This window comes from Streptomyces phaeoluteigriseus, from assembly GCF_001896135.2.
In the GTDB taxonomy this organism is placed as follows: Bacteria; Actinomycetota; Actinomycetes; order Streptomycetales; family Streptomycetaceae; genus Streptomyces; species Streptomyces phaeoluteigriseus.
Map to the genome: position 1 here is coordinate 45,407 of NZ_MPOH02000018.1, position 17,777 is coordinate 63,183.

The following is a 17,777-nucleotide window of genomic DNA, read 5'->3' on the forward strand; positions in this document are numbered from 1 at the left end:
TGATCCCCCGGGCTCCCCGGGCGCCCGGACGTGTGCTGAACTGGGACGCGGCCCGCACACCGATCGTCCCGGGAGCCTCACGTTGTCCGTCAGCTACCGCCAGCCCGGCGTCGTCCTCACCGACCGCCGCTTCACCGTGCCCCTCGACCACGCCGACCCGACGGGGGAGACGATCGAGCTGTACGCCCGCGAGGTCGTCGCGAGCGACAAGGCGCGGCAGGACCTCCCCTGGCTGGTCTACCTGCAGGGCGGACCCGGCTTCGGCGCCCAGCGGTTCGTCGGCCGGCAGGCCTGGCTGGACCGCGCGCTGAAGGAGTACCGCGTCCTGCTCCTCGACCAGCGCGGCACCGGCAGCTCCACGCCCGCCAACCGCCAGACGCTCCCGCTGCGCGGCGGCCCCGCCGAGCAGGCCGACTACCTGGCCCGCTTCCGCGCCGACTCCATCGTCCGCGACTGCGAGCTGGTGCGGAGCGAGGTCACCGGCGGCGCCCCCTGGACCGTCCTCGGCCAGAGCTTCGGCGGCTTCTGCGCGGTCACCTACCTCTCCCTCGCCCCCGAAGGACTCGCCGCGGCCGTGATCACCGGCGGCCTGCCCTCGCTGGACGCCCACGCCGACGACGTCTACCGGGCCGCCTACCCGCGCATGGAGCGCAAGGTCGCCGCGCACTACGCCCGCTACCCGCAGGACGTCGAGCGCGCCCGCCGGATCGCCGAGCACCTGCTCCAGCACGAGGTGACTCTTCCCAACGGATACCGCCTGGGCGTCGAGGCCTTCCAGACGCTCGGCATCCTCCTCGGCAGCGGCGAGGGCAGCCACCGACTGCACTTCCTCCTCGAGGACGCGTTCGTGCCCACCCCGCGGGCCCCGCTCTCTCCGACGCCTTCCAGGAGGAGATCCAGGGCCTCCTGTCGTACGCGGCACACCCCCTCTACGCCCTCGTCCACGAGTCGATCTACGGCCGGGACGACCGGCCCACCGCCTGGTCGGCGGAGCGGGTGCGCGCCGAGTTCCCGCAGTTCGACGCGGCCAAGACCCTCGCGGGCGACGGACCGCTGCTGCTGACCGGCGAGACCGTCCACCCCTGGATGTTCGACCGCGACCCCGCCCTGCGCCCACTGCGCGAGACCGCCGAACTCCTCGCGGCCCGCACCGACTGGACCCCCCTCTACGACCCGGCCCGCCTCGCGGCCAACGAGGTCCCGGTCGCCGCCGCGATCTACCACGACGACCTGTACGTCGACACCGCGCACTCCCTGCGCACCGCCCGCGCCATCCGCGGCCTGCGCACCTGGGTCACCGACGAGTTCGAGCACGACGGCGTCCGCGCGGGCGGCCCCCGCGTCCTGGACCGGCTGCTGGCACTCACGCGGGACGAGGCCTGACCCGAGGGACGCCCTAGGGTACGGAGCATGACCGAGCAGACGACCCCCCGGCTCACCCCCATGCCCGAGGACTGGCGGCGCGCCCTCGCCGTCGTCGCGCACCCGGACGACCTCGAGTACGGCTGCTCCGCGGCGATCGCCGCCTGGACGGACGCGGGCCGGGAGGTCGCCTACGTGCTGGCCACCCGCGGCGAGGCCGGCATCGACACGCTCTCGCCCGCCGAGTGCGCGCCGCTGCGGGAACGCGAGCAGCGGGCGAGCGCGGCCGTCGTCGGCGTCTCCACCGTGGAGTTCCTCGACCACCGGGACGGGGTGATCGAGTACGGCCCGGCCCTGCGCCGCGACATCGCCGCCGCCATCCGCAGGCACCGCCCCGAGCTGGTGATCACCCTGAACCACCGGGACACCTGGGGCGGCGTGGCCTGGAACACCCCCGACCACGTCGCCGTGGGCCGTGCCACCCTCGACGCCGCCGGAGACGCCGGCAACCGCTGGATCTTCCCGGAACTGACCGAGCAGGGTCTCGAACCCTGGAACGGCGTCCGCTGGGTCGCCGTCGCCGGGTCCGCGACACCGACGCACGCCGTGGACGCCACGGCGGGACTGGAGCGGGCCGTCACCTCACTGCTGGAACACCGGGCGTACATCGAGGCGTTGACCGACGAGGAGCCCGAGACGTACGCACGGGGCTTCCTGACCGAGGTGGCACGGTCGGTGGGGGAGCGCTTCGGCGGCACCCCGGCCGTGGCCTTCGAACTGTTCGGCCGATAGGGCGGACACGGCCGCCGGGGCGACGGGTCCGCCGGGGCGGCGGGTCCGCCAGGGCAGGGAAAGCAGGGGGAAGCGTGAACGACGGAGAGGCCCTCGCGGCCCGTTTCGAGGAGCACCGGGCCCATCTGGGCGCCGTGGCCTACCGGATGCTCGGTTCGCTCACCGAGGCCGAGGACGCCGTCCAGGAGACCTGGCTGAAGTTCGTCCGCGCCGACACGAGCGAGGTGCGCAACCTGGGCGGCTGGCTCACCACGGTGGCCGGCCGGGTCTGCCTGGACCTGCTCCGCGCCCGCGCGGCCCGCCGGGAGCAGCCCATCGACGACGGCCACCACGACACCTTCGTGCCCGACCCGGTGATCCGTCCCCTGCCGCACACCGACCCGGAGCAGGAGATGCTGCGGGCGGACTCGGTGGGGCTCGCCCTGCTCGTCGTCCTGGAGACCCTGGAGCCCGCCGAGCGGCTCGCGTTCGTCCTGCACGACATGTTCGGCGTGCCCTTCGTCGACATCGCGCCGATCGTCGAGCGCGGCCCGGCCGCCACCCGGCAGCTCGCCAGCCGCGCCCGGCGCCGGGTCCAGGGCGCCACGCCCCCCGCGGAACCCGACCGGGCCCGGCAGCGCGAGGCTGTCGACGCCTTCATGGCCGCGGCCCGTGCCGGCGACTTCGAGGCGCTCCTCGCCGTCCTCGACCCCGACGTGGTGCTGCGCGCCGACGCGGGGACGGCCGTGCGGGGCATGGCCGCGTCGAAGCTGGTCCGCGGGGCGAAGGCGGTCGCCGAACAGGCCCTGCTCTTCCGCCGGTTCACCCCCTACGAGCGGCTCGCCCTGGTCAACGGCGAGGTCGGCGTCCTCAACGTCCCCGACGGCGTCCTGCGGTCGGTCATGGGCGTCACCGTCGTCGACGGCAGGATCGTCGCCCTGTACATCCTGGCCGACCCCGAGCGTCTCGCGGGCCTGGAGGTGCCGCCGGACGCCGGCTGAGTCAGAGATCTATGATGGGCGGGGCCAAGGACCCGGTGGGGGCCACCGCCCGTCCCCCGGGCAGGAGTTCGTGTCGTCGAAGGCGAGGGTGCCGTCGCGCAGCAGGCTCCATCCCTGTTGCGGGGTGCGGCCGTGACGACGACGTCATCGTCGTTCTCCGTTGGACGAGACGACCCCACAGCAGCGGAGACCCCGCGGTGAGCCTTTGTCCCGCGTGCGCGCCCCGCACCGGTGAGGGGGGCAAGGCCGCAGGTCAGTAGGGTGGACGGAATGCGAGACGAGACGATGGACCGCAGCGACCTGCGCGGCGACTGCGGCAACTGCTTCGGGCTGTGCTGCGTGGCCCTGCCCTTCGCCCGCTCCGCGGACTTCGCGATCGACAAGGACGCCGGAAAGCCCTGCCCCAACCTGGGCGAGGACCACCGCTGCGGCATCCACACCCGGCTGCGGCAGAAGGGCTTCACCGGCTGCACGGTCTACGACTGCTTCGGCGCGGGCCAGAAGGTCTCGCAGGTGACCTTCGGCGGCCGGGACTGGCGTACGGCCCCCCGCGACCACGCCCGCCGCATGATGGACGTCTTCCCGGTGGTCCGGCACCTGCACGAACTGCTCTGGTACCTCACCGAGGCCGTCGCCCTGCCCGCGGCCCGCCCGATCCGCCCCGAGCTGCGCCGGGCCCTGGAGCGCACCGGGGAACTGACGCGGGGCACCCCGGAGCAGCTCGCCGCGCTGGACGTGCCGGCCCACCGCGAGGACGTCAACGCCCTGCTCCTGCGGACCAGCGAACTGGCCCGCGCGGCCTGCCCGGCCGCGGGAAGGAACACCGGGGTGCCGACCTGATGGGCGCCCGCCTCAAGGGCGCCGACCTGCGCGGCGCGAACCTGCGCGGCGCCCTGCTGATCGCCGCCGACCTGACCGGCGCCGACCTGCGCGGAGCCGACCTCATCGGGGCCGACCTGCGCGACACCGACCTCACCGACGCCGATCTGACCGGTGCGCTCTTCGTGACCCAGCCGCAGCTCACCGCGGCCCGGGGAAGCGCCGGCACCAGGCTGCCGGGGTCAGTCGGCCGGCCCGCGCACTGGACAGCGGGGAGCTGAGCCGGTTTCCGCTTCCTCCGTCACCGGTCCGCCCACCGTGACCGCCGCCGGGGTGCGCCGCTCCAGCCGTAGCCGCAGCCCTTCCGGCATCAGTGTCAGCCGTTCGGCCACCCGCAGCCGGTAGCCGGGGTCGGGCAGCAGCTCGTAGCGGCGCAGCAGCAGACCGAGCACCAGCGTGGCCTCGTGCAGCGCGAACTGCCGCCCGATGCAGGCCCGCGCCCCGGTGCCGAACGGCTTGAAGGTGTGCGGGGCCCGCGCGCGTACCGCTCCCGCCTCGAAGCGGTCCGGGTCGAACTCCTCGGCGTCGGCGCCCCACACCTGCGGGTCGCGGTGCAGCATCGCCGTCAGCACCAGCGCCCACGCGCCCCGCCGCATCGGGTGCTCCCCGGCCAGCACCGTGTCCTCGCGGGCCTCCCGGGCGAAGGCGGGCGCCGTCGGCCACAGCCGCAGCGACTCGTCGAGGACCCGGCGCACGTAGCGCAGCCTGGCCACCTGGCCGTAGTGCGGCACCGGGGTGTCGCCCCACACCCGGTCCACCTCGGCGCGGGCGCGGGCGGCGACCTCGGGGTGCCGGGAGAGGTAGTGCAGGGCGAAGGAGAGCGCGCCCGAGGTGGTCTCGTGACCGGCGACCAGGAAGGTGATGACCTGGCGCCGTACGTTGCGCGCCGACAGCCGTTCGCCGGTCTCGGGGTGTGCCGTCTCCAGCATCCGGTCGAGGAGGTCGCCGTCGCCGCCGGGGCCCGCCCTGCGGGCCCGCACCAGCTCGTCGACCGTGCGGTCGAGGTAGGCGATGTCGGCCTCGTTGCGGCGCGTGGCCCGCCACAACAGCCGGGGCGACGGCACGGTGTTGAGGCGCTGCGCGTAGCTGAGCGTGCCCACCATCGCCGTGACGAAGGGGTGCGGCCGGGACCGCTCGAACGAGCCGAAGTCATGCCCGAAACCGGTGCGCGCGATCGTCTCCAGGGTCAGTTTCGTCATGTCACCGGGCACGTCGACACCATCCCCCGAGGCCGCCGCGCGGTCCCAGTGACCGGTCAGCCGGTCCGCCACGTCCAGCATCATCGGGTGGTAGGCCTCCATGGCCTCCCGGCTGAACCCCGGCGCCAGCACGTCGTGCGCCAGCTGCCAGTTGGGCTCGTGGTTGTACGCCGTGAACAGGGCGTCCCCGACCACCGGCCGCAGGTTGGCGACGCCGAGCCCGACGTGCTTGGCGAACCGTGTCTCGTCCGCCATGTCGGCCGCGAGCCGCCCGCCCCAGACGAAGACGAACTCCCGCCCGAAGGCGCGCCGCCGGAAGATCGGTCCGAGTCGGCGGCCGTACGCCAGGGAGTCCTGCACCGGTGTCCGCCGGCTCGCGCCCAGCACGTCCCCGAGCAGCGGCAGCCGGTGCGGCGGATGCGGGATGCGCCGCAGCTCGGGCCACCCCAGTTCGGCACTGCGGAACCCCTTGGGCAGCGCGGCCCCGGACTCCGTGCCCGGACCGGCCCCGGTCGTCGTCTCCGCCATGACGCGATCTCCCTTGATCCAGCGGCAGGTTGGGCGTGTTGTACGTGGGTTCAATAGCGCGCCCAGTCTCGTCCCGCTGTCGAACCGGCGTCAAGTAGAGTGCCGACATGGCCGCCGACCCGGGGGAGCGCACACGGCGCCGTCTCAGCACCGGAGAGCGCCGCGAGCAGCTCCTGTCGGTGGGCGCGCGCCTGTTCTCGGAGAGCCCGTACGACGAGGTGTGGATCGAGCAGGTCGCCGAGATCGCCGGAGTCTCGCGGGGGCTGCTCTACCACTACTTCCCGACCAAGCGGGACTTCTTCGCGGCGGTCGTCGAGCGGGAGAGCGAGCGGATGCTGCGCATGACGGCCGCCGTCCCCGGTGTCCCCGTCCGTGAACAGCTCACCGCGGGGCTGGACACCTACCTGGAGTACGTCCGCTCCCACGCGCACGGCTATCGCGCCTTCCACCGGGCGGACGCGGCCGGTGACCGGGCCGTGCGCCGCGTCTACCAGCGGGCGCTGGCCGCCCAGGAGCGCCAGATCCTCGCCGCCCTCGCCGCCGACCCCGAGTTCGGCCCGCGGTTCGGGGAGCGTGCCGAGGTGCGCCTCGCGGTGCGCGGCTGGCTGGCGTTCACCACGGCGGTGTGCCTGGAGTGGCTGCGCGGGTCCGACGACGCGCTGTCGCGGGAGCAGGTGCGGGAGTTGTGCGCGCGGGCGCTGCTCGGGGTCATCGCCCGCTGACGGGTACCGCACAGGTTCGCGCGTCCTGGTTGGCGTACATCCCGATCTCGGATAGGTTAGGCAAGGCTAACCTAAGGAGGTCCTGGGATGGGTGACAGCGACAGCTGGACGGCCGCGCCCGGCGTGGCGGAACGGGCCCGGTCCGTGCTCGCCGCGTCGTGGTCCTGCGCGGTGACCGCGGACGGCGGCCGCGAGGAGTTCGTCGGCGCGCACACCGTCGGCGACGACGGGCAGGTGTTCCTGCATGTGCCGGAGGACAGCGCACTGCTGACGGCCGCGATCTTCGTGCCGCGCGGGGAGCCGTCCGCGGTGCTGGAGTTCGCGGACGTCGCGCCCGTCCCGGTCCGGGGCCGCATCCGCGCCCGGCTCTGGCTGGCCGGCTGGTTCGTCCCCGAGGACGGCCACCTCGCCTTCCACACCACCCGCGTCGTGCTGAAGGAACCCTCCGGAGCGGTCGTCGTCGCCCTCGACGAGTTCGCCGCCGCCGAGCCGGACCCCCTGGCGACGGCCGAGGCCCACCTGCTCACCCACCTCGCCGACGCGCACCCCGACGCGGTGGAACGGCTCACCCGGCTCGTCCGCACGGAGAGCCTGCACGGCGCTGTCCGGGTCAAGCCGCTCGCCGTCGACCGGCACGGACTGACGCTGCGCATCGAACGGGCCCGCGCCCACGGCGACGTACGCCTGCCCTTCCACGCCCCGGCCGACGACGTCGGGCAGCTCACCGAGCGCATGCACGTCCTGCTCGCGCAGGCGGGCGCGGCGTCCTGCCCGCGAGCCCTACAACGGCAGCGCACAGACCGCGACGGGTGACGCGAACGGCCCGCCCGCGCGCCGCAGGGCGCCGTCGCGGCCGTCCACACGGAACACACCGACCGTGCCGGAGCGCTGGTTCGCGGTGAACAGCAGGCCGCCGTCGGGGGAGAGGGCGAGCTGCCGGGGGAACTCCCCGCCCGACGGCACCGTGCCGAGCAGCCGCAGCCGCGCCCCGTCCGCCTCGACGGCGTACCGAGCGATCGTGTCGTCGCCGCGGTTGGCCAGGAAGGCGTACGCGCCGTCCGGTGTGACGGCGAACTGCGCCGGGTGGTTGGTGCCCGCCTTCGCCCCTGTGGACTGCGGCCGGCCGATCGTCAGGCGGCCGGAGGGCGGGTCGTAGGAGCAGACCGAGACCGTGTCGTCGACCTCGTCGGCCAGGTACGCGTACCGGCCGCCGGGATGGAACGTGAGGTGACGCGGCCCGGCGCCCGGCCGGGTGTGGGCCTGCGCGACCTCGGTCAGCGTGCCCGCCCGCTGGTCCAGGCGGTAGGAGTACACGGTGTCGGTGCCGAGGTCCACGGCCAGGACGTGCCCGCCGTCCGGTGCCGTGACGATCTGGTGCGCGTGCGGTCCCTCCTGACCGGGTCCGGGCGCCGGACGGCTGTGGGTGACCAGACCGGTGCGCTCGCCGAGCGCCCCCGAGGCGTCGATCGGGTGCACGGCGACGGTGCCCGAGCCGTAGTCGGCGCTCAGCAGCCAGCGTCCGCCCGGATGCACCGACAGGTGACAGGTGTGCGCCCCGCCCGTCGCCCGGCTGCCCAGCACCTCGCCGTCCGCCGTGCGGACGGCGGTCACGGCACCGCGCTCGCGCTCCTGCACGGCGTACAGCGTCCGGCCGTCCGGGTGCACCGCGAGGTACGACGGGTCCGGGACGCCGGTGATCGTGCCGGAGCCGGTGATCCGGCCCGACACGGGGTCGTACGTGGCCACGCCGATGCCCCTGCCCCCGCCGTCCACCGAGGTGTAGGTGCCGAGGTAGAGCGGCCGGGGACCGGACGGCTCCTTCGAGGCCGGGGCAGAGGCGGACGCCGAGGTGGAGACGGAGGGCTGGGCCGGGGCGCCGCTCGCCGTCCCGCCCTCCGGTGCCGCGGGTGTCCGGGAGGCGCCGTCGCCGCAGCCCGCCAGGACCGGGGCCCCGGCCGCCGCGCCGAGCGCCCCGACGAATCGGCGCCTGCTCCAGCCGCCGTGTGCCGCTTCCGTCCCACTGCCCATGTGCCGCACCTCGGGTCGTCGTCCGTCTCCGTCGTGACAGCCACCCTGACGCGCCGGGACCGCCGAACGCAAAACCGAACGGGAAGGCGCACGCAACCGCATGCGCGGCGCACGCGGAGCTCCCGCCTACTGCCCGCGAGAACGACGTGAGCCGCCCCGCCGGTTGCGCCGCAGCCGCTCGGGGACCCGCAGCCGCCGGTGGATGCTCGCGCGCAGCCGTGGCAGCCACGGCAGCCGGCCGCCCTGCTCCCGCGTGGCGCGGTCCAGCTCCTCCAGGAGACGGCGTGAGCGGTGCTCGGTGTCGAGTTCGTCGAGCATGCGGTTGACCTCGGTCAGCACCGCACCGTGCAGCTGCCACTGGCGGGCGTCGTGCTGGAGCTGCTCCAGGAGCAGCTGGGCGAGCTTGTCGCGGGTGGCGGCGGCCTGCCGCAGCTGGGAGGTGAGGCGTTCCTCGGCGGACTCCGCGTTCTCGCTGACGTGCGTGGTGACCAGCACCGCGAAGCTGACCACGGCGTCGGCGATCTCCGACAGCAGCCGCTCCAGGGCGGCGCTGGTCTCCGCCGGGAACAGCGCCGCCGGCTCGCGCTCCTTCGTCAGGTCGGTGAGGGTGCGGGCGAGGACCCTCAGGACGACCGTGCAGATCTCCAGGGTGTCGAGGCCTGTGCGCAGCACCACCCGGTGCAGCACGCCCTCGCGCACCCGGGGGTTGAGCCGCAGGCTGTCCTCGGCCTGCCGCAGTGCCGCGTCCACCTCGACGATGTCGTGGTCCAGGCGGCGTGCCTCGTGCAGCCGGGCGGCGGCCTGCTCGGAGGGCGTGCGGCCGGCGGCCTCCTCACCGATCCGCAGCATCAGCTGCCGTACCCGCCGGGCCAGCCCCTCGATGGACTCGCCGGCCTCCTCCACCCACACGGGGGGCGGCAGCAGCAGGTTGATGCTGAGCCCGACCACGGCACCGATCAGGGTTTCCAGCACCCGCGCCCAGGCCGTGTTCCCGACCGTGGTCACGCCCAGCACCAGCATGGCGCTGATCGCCACCTCCGGCACGTACTCGTCGACCCGCACCAGATGGCCGACGGCCAGCGCGGCCACGATCAGCAGCCCGAGACTCCACCAGGTCAGGCCCACCAGCAGACTGAACGCGATGGCGACGAGGACGCCCGCGACCACCGCGTTGACGCGCCGCACTCCGTTGGTGAGCGTCGCGTACAGGGTGACCTGGACGACCAGCAGCGCGGTCAGTGGCGCGGTGAGCGGGGCGGTCTCTGGGCTGAGGTGCAGCGCGATGACGTAGGCGATCGTCGCGGCTGCGGAGGATCGAAAAGCCTGGACGACCGCGGGTTCCCGGTGACGCCGCACGAACCGCAGGAGCGGTGCGGCACGCTCACGTACATCTTGCATCCCTTGGCCAGTTCCCGTTCCTCACCAGCCTCGAACGTTTCTTCCGTCACGCACTTCGAACGGAGGCGCCGACCGGAGGAGTTCGGTTCCCGGGGCGAACCCGCGATGTCAGTCGAACAGCTTGTCGATGAAGGCGGCGAGATTGCCCGTCGTCCGGGCGATCTGCTCCTCCAGGGTCAGGCTCTCCTCGAACCGGCCTCCGGACTCGGGGAGCTTCTTGCCGCGCACGTAGAGCGAACAGGCCAGGTCCGTGCACATGTACAGGCCCACCGAGTTGCCCTCCCGGCCCGCCGCGCCCGCCTTGCGTGCCGTCATCAGCGAGACGCCGCCGCCGGGATGGGTGGTCAGGCACAGCGAGCACATGCTGCGGTGCAGAAAGCCACGCTGCGAGGCCGGGAACCGGAGGGTCACCCCCACCGGGCGCCCGCCCCGCTCGGTCACCAGGTAGCTCCGGTCGGGCGCCCCCGGGTCCCGCCACCCCAGGAAGTCCAGGTCGCCCCAGGGTCGCGACTCCAGATCCCGGGGCACCGCCAGCCGCTTGGCCTCCCCCTTGGAACAGTTTACGAAGGAGTTGCGGATGTCCTGCTCGGTGAGGGTCCTCATCGGGGAAGTCTCCTGGTTCGTGCGGCCCGCGACACCCCGGGGGGCCGGGCCGACGTTTCCTTGGGGCTCTAGGTTGTGGCCTAAGCGTAGAGAGACATGGGGAGGAGGGTCCAGTTGTTTTCCATCAGACAGTTCCCGGCCATCCGGGGGCCCGATGGTCCGGGCTGCATCCCCGCACCGGATGTGCCGCCTGCCAGGCCAGTCTGCGGTCCGCGTCCTCGCCGACGCGGGTGAGGAACTCGTCCAGGGCCAGGAACTCCTCCCAGGGCGGCCGCCGCCCGCTCGGGACAGGGCGGCCACCAGCAGGTCCTCCAGGTCCGGCACCCGTTTGTTCTTCCATGCCTTGTCGGCCAGGCTCACCAGCAGGTCCTCGACGCCGGCCGCCGCGTCCCAGGAGGCGTGGCCGGCGGCGAAGCGGGCCAGTTCGGGCGGTACGCCGCGGGCCAGCAGGAGATCGCGGCCGGCCTCCTCGTGCCGGGAGCCGGGCGCGGACAGTTCGGCGGGGTGCAGGGTCTTGCCCACGTCATGGGTGGCGGCGCCGAACAGCACCGCCCCGCCGTCCACCGCCAACTCCGGGCGGTGCGCGCCCACCCAGTCGACGAGCTGCGCGGCGACATCGTGCACGGCCCGCAGGTGGGCCACCAGCCGGAGCGGTGCGCCGACGTCCCTCAGCAGTTCGGCCACCGCCGCGGGCAGCGGCCGTAGCGGAGGATCGTGCGTCTCGTCCAGCGCGGTCGACAGCGGGCTCGGGCCGGTGGTCATCGGGCCAGGGTAGTCAGTACGGTCTACGCATCCGACGGGGTCGGGACGGCGGGCGGGGAAGGGGTGGGCGCACGGTGGCGGACTCACGGGAACGGGCGGCCGAGCGCGCCCTGGCGGCGGCGGGCCTGCCGCCCGAGCGCCTCGCCCACCTCGGGCCGCTCGGTGGCGGCACCTACAACACCGTCGAGGAACTCCGTCTCACCGACGGCAGTCGCTATGTGCTGAAGACCGAGCCCGAAGGGCCGGGTCTGCACCACGAGAGCGAACTGCTCGCCTCCGAGGCGGAGTTCTACCGCGGCGCGGCCCTGGCCGGTGTACCGGCGCCGCGGGTGCTGGCATTCGACGGGCCGTGGCTGCTGATGACCCTGTCCCCGGGCACCGCTTGGGACGACACGCTCACGACCGTCGAACAGGTCGATCTGCGCGCCGAGTTGGGTCGGCAGGTGGCCCGTCTGCACACCGTGACCGGACCCGGCTTCGGCTACCCCTCCGGTGCCCTCGGCCCGCTCGCCCCCGACTGGCGCACCGCGTTCGCGGTGATGCTCGACGCCGTCCTCGACGACGCGCGCCGCTACCACGCCCGGCTGCCCCGCCCCGCCGACGAGGTGGCCGCCGTCGCCCGGAGCGCCTACGACGCCCTCGACGAGGTGACCGTCCCGCGTCTCGTCCACTTCGACCTGTGGCCGGGCAACGTCCTGGTCGACCGCTCGACGGGCCGGGCCCGGATCGGTGGACTCATCGACGGGGAGCGGATGTTCTGGGGCGACCCCCTCGCCGACTTCGTGTCCCTGGCGCTGCTCGGCGACATCCGTGAGGACGAGTCCTTCCTCGCCGGCTACCACGAGGCCGGCGGGCGGGCGGAGTTCGACGCCCCGGCCCGCCTGCGCCTGGCCCTGTACCGCACCTACCTCTACCTGATCATGATCGCCGAGACCGTGCCGCGGGCGGTCGACGCAGGGCGTGTCCGATGGGTCCAGGAGAGGGTCGCCCCCGAGCTGCTCGCGGCACTCGAAGAGATCGAGAAGACCGCCGTCTCTTAGCTCACATCATGAACTAAGGGTTGGAGGAATGTCGCGCGGACCGCATCCGCACAGGTATGTTGCAGGTCGGGCAGGGTTCGAAGGGGGCCGATATGGCGGAGCGCAACGGGCGTACGGTACGCGATCTCAGGCGGGCCAACCGCACAGCAGTCCTGCAACGGCTCTACTTCGACGGCCCCCTCAGCCGTTTCGAGCTGGGCCCGGTCACCGGCCTCAGCTCCGGCTCGGTCAGCAATGTCGTCGCCGACCTGGTCGCCGACGGGCTCCTGGAGGAGGCCGGCAGCGTCGACTCCGACGGCGGCCGCCCCCGCACCCTGCTGCGCGTCGCGCCCGCCAGCGGCCACATGATCGGCGTGGACGTCGGAGAGACCCGGGTACGTGTCGAGCTGTTCGACCTCACCCTCACCGAACTCGCCCGGGCCGAACGCCCGTTGGAGCAGCGTCGGTACGAGGTCGAGGGCATCGTCGGCCACATCCGCGACGGCGTCGCCCAGGTGCTCGACGCCGCCGGCATCGCCCCCGAGCGGCTGCTGGGCGTCGGCATCGGCGTCCCCGGCATCGTCGAGCGCGGCCCCGAGCACGGGGCGGTCGTGCACGGCCAGACCATCGGCTGGGACGCCGTCCCGCTCGAAGAGCTGCTGCGGGCGGGCTCCCCGCTCCCCGAGAGCGTCCCCTACTTCATCGACAACGGTGCCAAGACCCTCGGCCAGGCCGAGATGTGGTTCGGCGGCGGCCGAGGGGCCCACAACGCCTGCGTCGTCCTCTTCGGCTCGGGCGTCGGCGCCTGCCTGGTCACCCCCGACGTGGAGAACGGCCGGGCCGTCGAGTGGGGGCACCTCACCGTGCGGGTGCGCGGACGCCGCTGCCGCTGCGGGGCGCTGGGCTGCCTGGAGGCGTACGCGGGCGCCGAGGCCCTCCTCGACCGCTGGCGCGAGGAGGGTGGCGAGCCCCCTTCGGGCGCCGACGAGGAGACCGCGCTGACCGCGATGCTCGCCGCCGCCTATCCGGCCGACGGCGCCGAAGCCGACCCCGTCGCCCTCGCCGTCCTGGAGGAGACCGCCGAATACCTGGGCGCCGGGCTCTCCGACCTGATCAACCTCTTCCAGCCCGAGCGCATCCTCATCGGCGGCTGGGCCGGCCTCCAGCTCGGCACCCGCTTCCTGCCCGCCGTACGCCGCCACGCCACCGCGTACGCGCTGCGCCACCCGGCCGAGAAGGTCACCGTCGAACTGGGCCGGCTCGGGCCCGACGCGGTCACCGTGGGCGCCGCGATCCTGCCGCTCGCCGACTTCTTCTCCCGCGGCGGCCGACGCCCCGAGCCCCTCCCCGTCGGCCCGGCGCCCGCCTGGCGCACCGCGCTGGAGGAACGCGCCCCGCACTGAGGTTTCGCCGGCCGGCCCGGAGGTACCCGCGTCCCGCCGCATGTGACACGACCTCGAAGGGAGGGCATCGTGGTGGACCATCGCCTCGAAGGACCCGGAGAGAACGGCACGCCCGTCCCGCGTGACCTGCCCGATCAGCAGGCGGACGCGGGCGATGACCCCTGGGAGGTCGCCCCCACGAGGGCGGACGAGAACGCCGGCACGGACGCCGACCCGGACGACACCGACGCCGATACCGACGGCCCCGACACGGACGGCCCCGACACGGACGTCCCCGACACGGACGAGGCGGGCACGGGCCGCCAGGGCGCCCCCCGCCCGGCCACCGTCAACGCCGATCACCCCACCCCCGACGAGCCGACCGGCTGAGCCCCGCCGCCCGCCCCGGCGGACACCCCGACGACCGACCGCCCGGTCCCTTGCGACGATCGTCCGCATGGTCGACCGGGCGGTTCTTCGCGCCTCGTGCATAGCGCGGGGCGCCTCGTGCATAGCGCCGCGTACACCTCGCGGGTGCCCGGCGTGCCGTCCTCCGGCACCACCCGGCGGGCCCGGATCTCGACCTGCTGACCGTTCCGTCCGCCCGTGAGCCGGCCCGTGAGTCGGCCTCCGCCCGTGAGCCGCAGGCCGGCCAGTGCACGGCCCGCCAGGCGCGCTGGCCCAGGCGTGCGCGGCAGGAGGCTGGTGACGCGGACGGCCGGCATCAGGTCGAGACCGTGCCGAGGCCGAGCCACAGGGGCTGGTGGCGGAGACGAACGCGATCAGGACGTCCACGACGGTGATGTCGACGTAGCCGCCCGTCAGCCGACCTTGCGCCCCCGCATCGGCTCCGTCGGCGCGCCCGCGCCGGCGCGCATCCCGTGCAGGAACTCCTCCAGGACCTCCGTCGCCGTGCGCTGCGGGCGCCAGCCCAGTTCGACGCGCGCGCGGGTGCAGTCCAGCAGGGGGAGGCGCAGGACCGCGTCGAAGAGGTGCGGGGAGGCGGGCAGCAGGTGCAGGCCCCACGCGGCGGCGATCGCCGCGCGGGCCGCCGTCCTGGGCAGCCGCACCGGGCGGGCGTCGAACATCTTGGCGAGCAGTTCCGCGTCGAGGGGCGGATCGGCGGCGAGGTTGAAGGGCCCGCGCACGTCCGTGCGCACGGCGAGCCGGTACGCCTCGGCCGCGTCCTCGGTGTGCAGCGCCTGCACCCGCAGGCCCGGCACGTCCGGCAGGAACGGCAGCAGCTCGGGCCGGGCGATCGGCCCCGGCAGGAACCGGCCGCCGAAGATCCGGCGCTGCTCGCTCGCGGACTCCCGCTTGAACAGGAACGCCGGCCGCATCCGCACCACGCGGGTCCCGGGGTGATCGCGTTCGAAGGTGTCCAGGGCCCGCTCCAGATAGGCCTTCTCCCGGCAGTACGCGGCGTCCGGCCAGCCGTGCGTGGGCCACGACTCGTCCACCGCGCGCTCCTCCTGCGGCCCCGGCGAGTACGCGCCCACCGACGAGGCGTGCACCAGCGCCGGCACGTTCGCCGCCGCCACCGCCTCGAACACCCGCAGGCTGCCCAGCACATTGGTCCGCCAGGTCACCGCGGGGTCGTGCGTCGGCTGGAACGCCCACGCCAGGTGCACCACCGCGTCCGCGCCCTCGAACACCCGGGTGAGACTTTCCTCCTCGGTGCCCAGATCGACCGTCGTCCACTCCGTCCCGGGCGCGTCCGGCCCGGGAACCGCCGGGCCAGCCCCACCACCGACTCCACCTCGGGATCCTCCGCCAGGAGCCGCACCACACTCGTGCCGACATTGCCGGTGGCCCCGGTGACCACGACCCTCTTGCCCGAACCGCTGCTCACCTTCGACTCCTCTCGCCGCCGTCCCCTGGGGCGCGACGAGTACCCCCGTTCCGCGCGGGACACGCGAGCGCCCGGGACGGGCCGGGGGCCGGCGGGACGATCAGCGCACGAACAGGGCGAGCGGGGCTCCCCGCCCGGGACAGCCCCGCACGCACGCGGGCAGAAGGAAGCCCCGACCGGGACGGGGGAATCACGGTCGGGGCGGTCGAGGTGTGGGCGCGGACGGCGGTCGCCTCTCGGCGAAAGGCTCCACAGGGCTTCAGCCGAACGATCGTCCCTGTGGGCAAAAGGTGAGGCCCGGGGACACTGTCCCGTCCGCACCCACGGTCTGTTCAACGGCGAACCACTTGCGAGTGTTCCCCGCTCCGCCCCGGCCCCCGGTGATCTGTGTCACCGGCTCCGGTCCGCCTCGCGGGCGGCCGGAAGGATCTCGGCCCAGAGGTTCTCCGCCTGGAGCACCAGTGTCCCGAGGACCGCCGTGTGCTCCGCGCCCCACGCGGCGTGGTCGCACAGGCTGTCCTGCAGGTCGCGCCGCAGCTCCTCCGGCTCCGCCGACTCCCGCGCCCTCTCCCCGCCCCCGGCGCCCCGCAGCCGTTCCGCCTCGGCCCGGCAGGCGTCGCCGAGCAGTTCCAGCAGCCGGGCGTACGTCCGCAGCGCCGCCGGCCCGGGCGGGGCGGGCGTACGGTCGCCGTCGGCCGCCACGGCGAGTGTGCGCGTGAGGGCCGTGACATGGCCGGTGACCCGGCCCCAGCGGCCGTCCTCCGACTCCGGCGGCACGTCCAGCGGGACCCGGTGCAGCGCGCGCAGCGGACCGGAGGTCAGCCGCAGGCTTTCCCGGCTCCAGCCGCGCGCCGCGCGCAGTCCCTCCCGCCGCCGTTCCAGCCGGGCGGAGGCCCGCGACCACTCGGCGGCCCTCGCCGCGTCCCACTCGCCGTCCCGCAGCCCGTCCGCGACCCTGTCCAGCACCTCGCCCGCCTCCCGGGCCAGCGCCACCAGGTTCTCCCGCACGTCCCGCAGGTGCACCGGCGGCAGCACCAGCGCGTTGACGGCGATCCCGACGACCGCGCCGAGCGCCGCCTGCCCCACCCGGTGCCCGACCGCCGACGCCGACACCGCTCCCGAGGCGATCGTGAACACCGCCGTGGTCGCCGCGTAGATGCCCTGGTCGCCGAACCGGGGCCAGTTCGCCAGCAGCATCAGCACCGGCAGGGACAGCGCCAGGGCGCCCAGGGTGTCCCCGGTGACGGCCTGCGCCGCCGATGCGAGCAGCGTCCCCGCGCAGATCGCCGTCCACTGCTGGGCGGCCTGCCGAAGGGAGCCGTAGACCGTGGCCTGCACCAGGACCAGTGCCGCCCAGGGCGCCATCAGGGCCATCGGGTCGCCCAGCCAGACGCCCGCCACCGACCAGGCCAGCAGGGCCGCCACCGCCGCCTTCAGCGACTGCACGACCAGGTCCCGCTCCCGGCCGGGCCCGCCGCACGCCGACCGCGCGGCCCTGGCGACGGCACCCGCCTCCCGGCGCACCGCGTCCGTCACCCGTGTCGCGTCACGCACACTCACGCCAGCGGGCTGTCCGCCAGGGCAGCCAGCAGTGCGGCCGGATCGGCGTAGACCGCCTGGGCGCCCGCCTCCTCCAGGTCGGCACGCGGGATGCCGCCGCTCAGCACCCCCACGCACCGGACGCCGGCCCGGCGGCCCGCCTGCATGTCCCACACGGTGTCGCCGACGAACACGGCCCGCTCGGCGGGCACCCCGGCCAGTTCCAGGGCGAGTTGGACGGGCTCCGGCGCGGGCTTGCCCTCCTCGACGTCGTCCGCGCTCGCCGTGGCGGTGATCGCCTCGTCGGCGTCCAGGGCACGCCGCAGCGCCGACAGCTCCGCTCCGCTCGCCGAGGTGGCCAGCACCACCCGCCGGCCGTCGCGGTGCAGCCTCCGCAGCAGCGCCCCGGCGTCCGCGAGCGGGGGCAGCCGGTCGAAGTACTGGCCGTACAGGGCCTTGTGGGCGGCGCTCAGCTCGGCGTCCTGGTCCTCGTCGCGGTTCTCGCCCAGCACATGGGCGACGAGGTCGGTGGAACCGAGGCCGATCGCCCGGTGCACGGCGTGCATGGGCACCTGGTGGCCCGCCTGCCGGAAGGCCTCCCACCAGGTCACGACGTGCAGGTGGTTGGTGTCGACGAGGGTGCCGTCGACATCGAAGACGGCGGCGCGTTCCATCAGGGGTCCTTTCGTCGGGTTTCGCCAGCTGTCGTCCGCGTGGCCGGCACCGGGTACC

The 17,777-nt window shown here is 74.4% G+C and carries 13 protein-coding genes and 5 pseudogenes; 9 read left to right on the plus strand and 9 right to left on the minus strand.

The genetic code is table 11. The features are described 5' to 3' along the window. Window positions 1-82: 82 nt before the first annotated feature. The 3 genes and pseudogenes from BM536_RS29370 (at window position 83) to sigJ (ending at window position 3,134) form a co-directional block, all read left to right on the plus strand. Window positions 83-1,383: pseudogene (locus tag BM536_RS29370) on the plus strand (alpha/beta fold hydrolase). 27 nt (window positions 1,384-1,410) lie between these two features. Next, window positions 1,411-2,154 carry a PIG-L deacetylase family protein gene (locus BM536_RS29375; RefSeq protein ID WP_073491417.1) on the plus strand — a complete coding sequence of 248 codons (744 nt, stop codon included), beginning with the start codon at window positions 1,411-1,413 and terminating at the stop codon, window positions 2,152-2,154. Window positions 2,155-2,228: 74 nt separating this feature from the next. Continuing rightward, window positions 2,229-3,134 carry an RNA polymerase sigma factor SigJ gene (gene sigJ, locus BM536_RS29380; RefSeq protein WP_073491418.1) on the plus strand — a complete coding sequence of 302 codons (906 nt, stop codon included), beginning with the start codon at window positions 2,229-2,231 and terminating at the stop codon, window positions 3,132-3,134. A 9-nt stretch (window positions 3,135-3,143) separates the two neighbouring features. Here sigJ and BM536_RS45010 read toward each other — a convergent pair. Then, a pseudogene (locus tag BM536_RS45010) lies at window positions 3,144-3,248 on the minus strand (DUF5999 family protein); the annotation flags it as partial. Window positions 3,249-3,404: 156 nt separating this feature from the next. On the opposite strand from BM536_RS45010, the pseudogene BM536_RS29385 reads away from it, so the two are divergent. Beyond that, window positions 3,405-4,234 (plus strand): annotated as a pseudogene (locus BM536_RS29385) (pentapeptide repeat-containing protein). Here the strand turns inward: BM536_RS29385 and BM536_RS29390 are convergent. After that, window positions 4,196-5,740 carry a cytochrome P450 gene (locus BM536_RS29390; RefSeq protein ID WP_094103711.1) on the minus strand — a complete coding sequence of 515 codons (1,545 nt, stop codon included), beginning with the start codon at window positions 5,738-5,740 and terminating at the stop codon, window positions 4,196-4,198. The pseudogene BM536_RS29385 and the gene BM536_RS29390 overlap by 39 nt on opposite strands. Before the next feature lie 107 nt (window positions 5,741-5,847). Between BM536_RS29390 and BM536_RS29395 the strand changes: the two genes are divergently transcribed. Both BM536_RS29395 and BM536_RS29400 read left to right on the plus strand, forming a co-directional pair. Next, on the plus strand, window positions 5,848-6,462 hold the full coding sequence (locus tag BM536_RS29395) for a TetR/AcrR family transcriptional regulator (RefSeq protein WP_094103712.1): 615 nt from the start codon (window positions 5,848-5,850) through the stop codon (window positions 6,460-6,462). An 87-nt stretch (window positions 6,463-6,549) separates the two neighbouring features. After that, entirely contained in the window at window positions 6,550-7,275 is a 726-nt protein-coding gene (locus BM536_RS29400; protein WP_094103713.1) for a DUF2470 domain-containing protein, read from the plus strand. Here the strand turns inward: BM536_RS29400 and BM536_RS29405 are convergent. From BM536_RS29405 to BM536_RS29420, 4 genes and pseudogenes are all read right to left on the minus strand, one after another. Then, the gene (locus BM536_RS29405) at window positions 7,243-8,490 is read right to left on the minus strand and encodes a lactonase family protein (RefSeq protein ID WP_107439635.1); all 1,248 of its coding nucleotides are present in this window, start codon (window positions 8,488-8,490) and stop codon (window positions 7,243-7,245) included. The genes BM536_RS29400 and BM536_RS29405 overlap by 33 nt on opposite strands. Window positions 8,491-8,616: 126 nt before the next feature. Further along, the gene (locus tag BM536_RS29410; protein ID WP_073491420.1) at window positions 8,617-9,888 is read right to left on the minus strand and encodes an FUSC family protein; all 1,272 of its coding nucleotides are present in this window, start codon (window positions 9,886-9,888) and stop codon (window positions 8,617-8,619) included. A gap of 108 nt (window positions 9,889-9,996) precedes the next feature. Further along, on the minus strand, window positions 9,997-10,491 hold the full coding sequence (locus tag BM536_RS29415; RefSeq protein ID WP_073491421.1) for an FBP domain-containing protein: 495 nt from the start codon (window positions 10,489-10,491) through the stop codon (window positions 9,997-9,999). A 124-nt stretch (window positions 10,492-10,615) separates the two neighbouring features. Continuing rightward, window positions 10,616-11,253, minus strand: a pseudogene (locus BM536_RS29420) (HD domain-containing protein). A gap of 74 nt (window positions 11,254-11,327) precedes the next feature. On the opposite strand from BM536_RS29420, the gene BM536_RS29425 reads away from it, so the two are divergent. From BM536_RS29425 to BM536_RS29435, 3 genes are all read left to right on the plus strand, one after another. After that, complete coding sequence (locus BM536_RS29425) at window positions 11,328-12,293, plus strand: phosphotransferase family protein (RefSeq protein ID WP_073491423.1); 966 nt, start codon at window positions 11,328-11,330, stop codon at window positions 12,291-12,293. A gap of 92 nt (window positions 12,294-12,385) precedes the next feature. Beyond that, complete coding sequence (locus tag BM536_RS29430) at window positions 12,386-13,675, plus strand: ROK family transcriptional regulator (protein WP_094103714.1); 1,290 nt, start codon at window positions 12,386-12,388, stop codon at window positions 13,673-13,675. A 69-nt stretch (window positions 13,676-13,744) separates the two neighbouring features. Then, entirely contained in the window at window positions 13,745-14,044 is a 300-nt protein-coding gene (locus tag BM536_RS29435; protein ID WP_073491425.1) for a hypothetical protein, read from the plus strand. A 431-nt stretch (window positions 14,045-14,475) separates the two neighbouring features. Here the strand turns inward: BM536_RS29435 and BM536_RS29440 are convergent. The 3 genes and pseudogenes from BM536_RS29440 to BM536_RS29450 all read right to left on the minus strand — a co-directional run bounded on the left by BM536_RS29440 (window position 14,476) and on the right by BM536_RS29450 (window position 17,719). Further along, window positions 14,476-15,506, minus strand: a pseudogene (locus BM536_RS29440) (SDR family oxidoreductase). Between the two features lie 390 nt (window positions 15,507-15,896). Then, on the minus strand, window positions 15,897-17,066 hold the full coding sequence (locus tag BM536_RS29445; protein ID WP_425444696.1) for an FUSC family protein: 1,170 nt from the start codon (window positions 17,064-17,066) through the stop codon (window positions 15,897-15,899). Then, entirely contained in the window at window positions 17,063-17,719 is a 657-nt protein-coding gene (locus BM536_RS29450) for an HAD family hydrolase (protein ID WP_094103715.1), read from the minus strand. Before BM536_RS29450 ends, BM536_RS29445 begins: the two co-directional genes overlap by 4 nt. Window positions 17,720-17,777 lie beyond the last annotated feature (58 nt).

Coding starts and splice junctions, on each gene's coding strand:
- BM536_RS29375 (WP_073491417.1), top strand. CDS start 1,411: ATGACCGAGCAGACGACCCCCCGGCTCACCCCCATGCCCGAGGACTGG.
- BM536_RS29390 (WP_094103711.1), bottom strand. CDS start 5,740: ATGGCGGAGACGACGACCGGGGCCGGTCCGGGCACGGAGTCCGGGGCC.
- BM536_RS29395 (WP_094103712.1), top strand. CDS start 5,848: ATGGCCGCCGACCCGGGGGAGCGCACACGGCGCCGTCTCAGCACCGGA.
- BM536_RS29400 (WP_094103713.1), top strand. CDS start 6,550: ATGGGTGACAGCGACAGCTGGACGGCCGCGCCCGGCGTGGCGGAACGG.
- BM536_RS29405 (WP_107439635.1), bottom strand. CDS start 8,490: ATGGGCAGTGGGACGGAAGCGGCACACGGCGGCTGGAGCAGGCGCCGA.
- BM536_RS29410 (WP_073491420.1), bottom strand. CDS start 9,888: ATGCAAGATGTACGTGAGCGTGCCGCACCGCTCCTGCGGTTCGTGCGG.
- BM536_RS29415 (WP_073491421.1), bottom strand. CDS start 10,491: ATGAGGACCCTCACCGAGCAGGACATCCGCAACTCCTTCGTAAACTGT.
- BM536_RS29430 (WP_094103714.1), top strand. CDS start 12,386: ATGGCGGAGCGCAACGGGCGTACGGTACGCGATCTCAGGCGGGCCAAC.
- BM536_RS29450 (WP_094103715.1), bottom strand. CDS start 17,719: ATGGAACGCGCCGCCGTCTTCGATGTCGACGGCACCCTCGTCGACACC.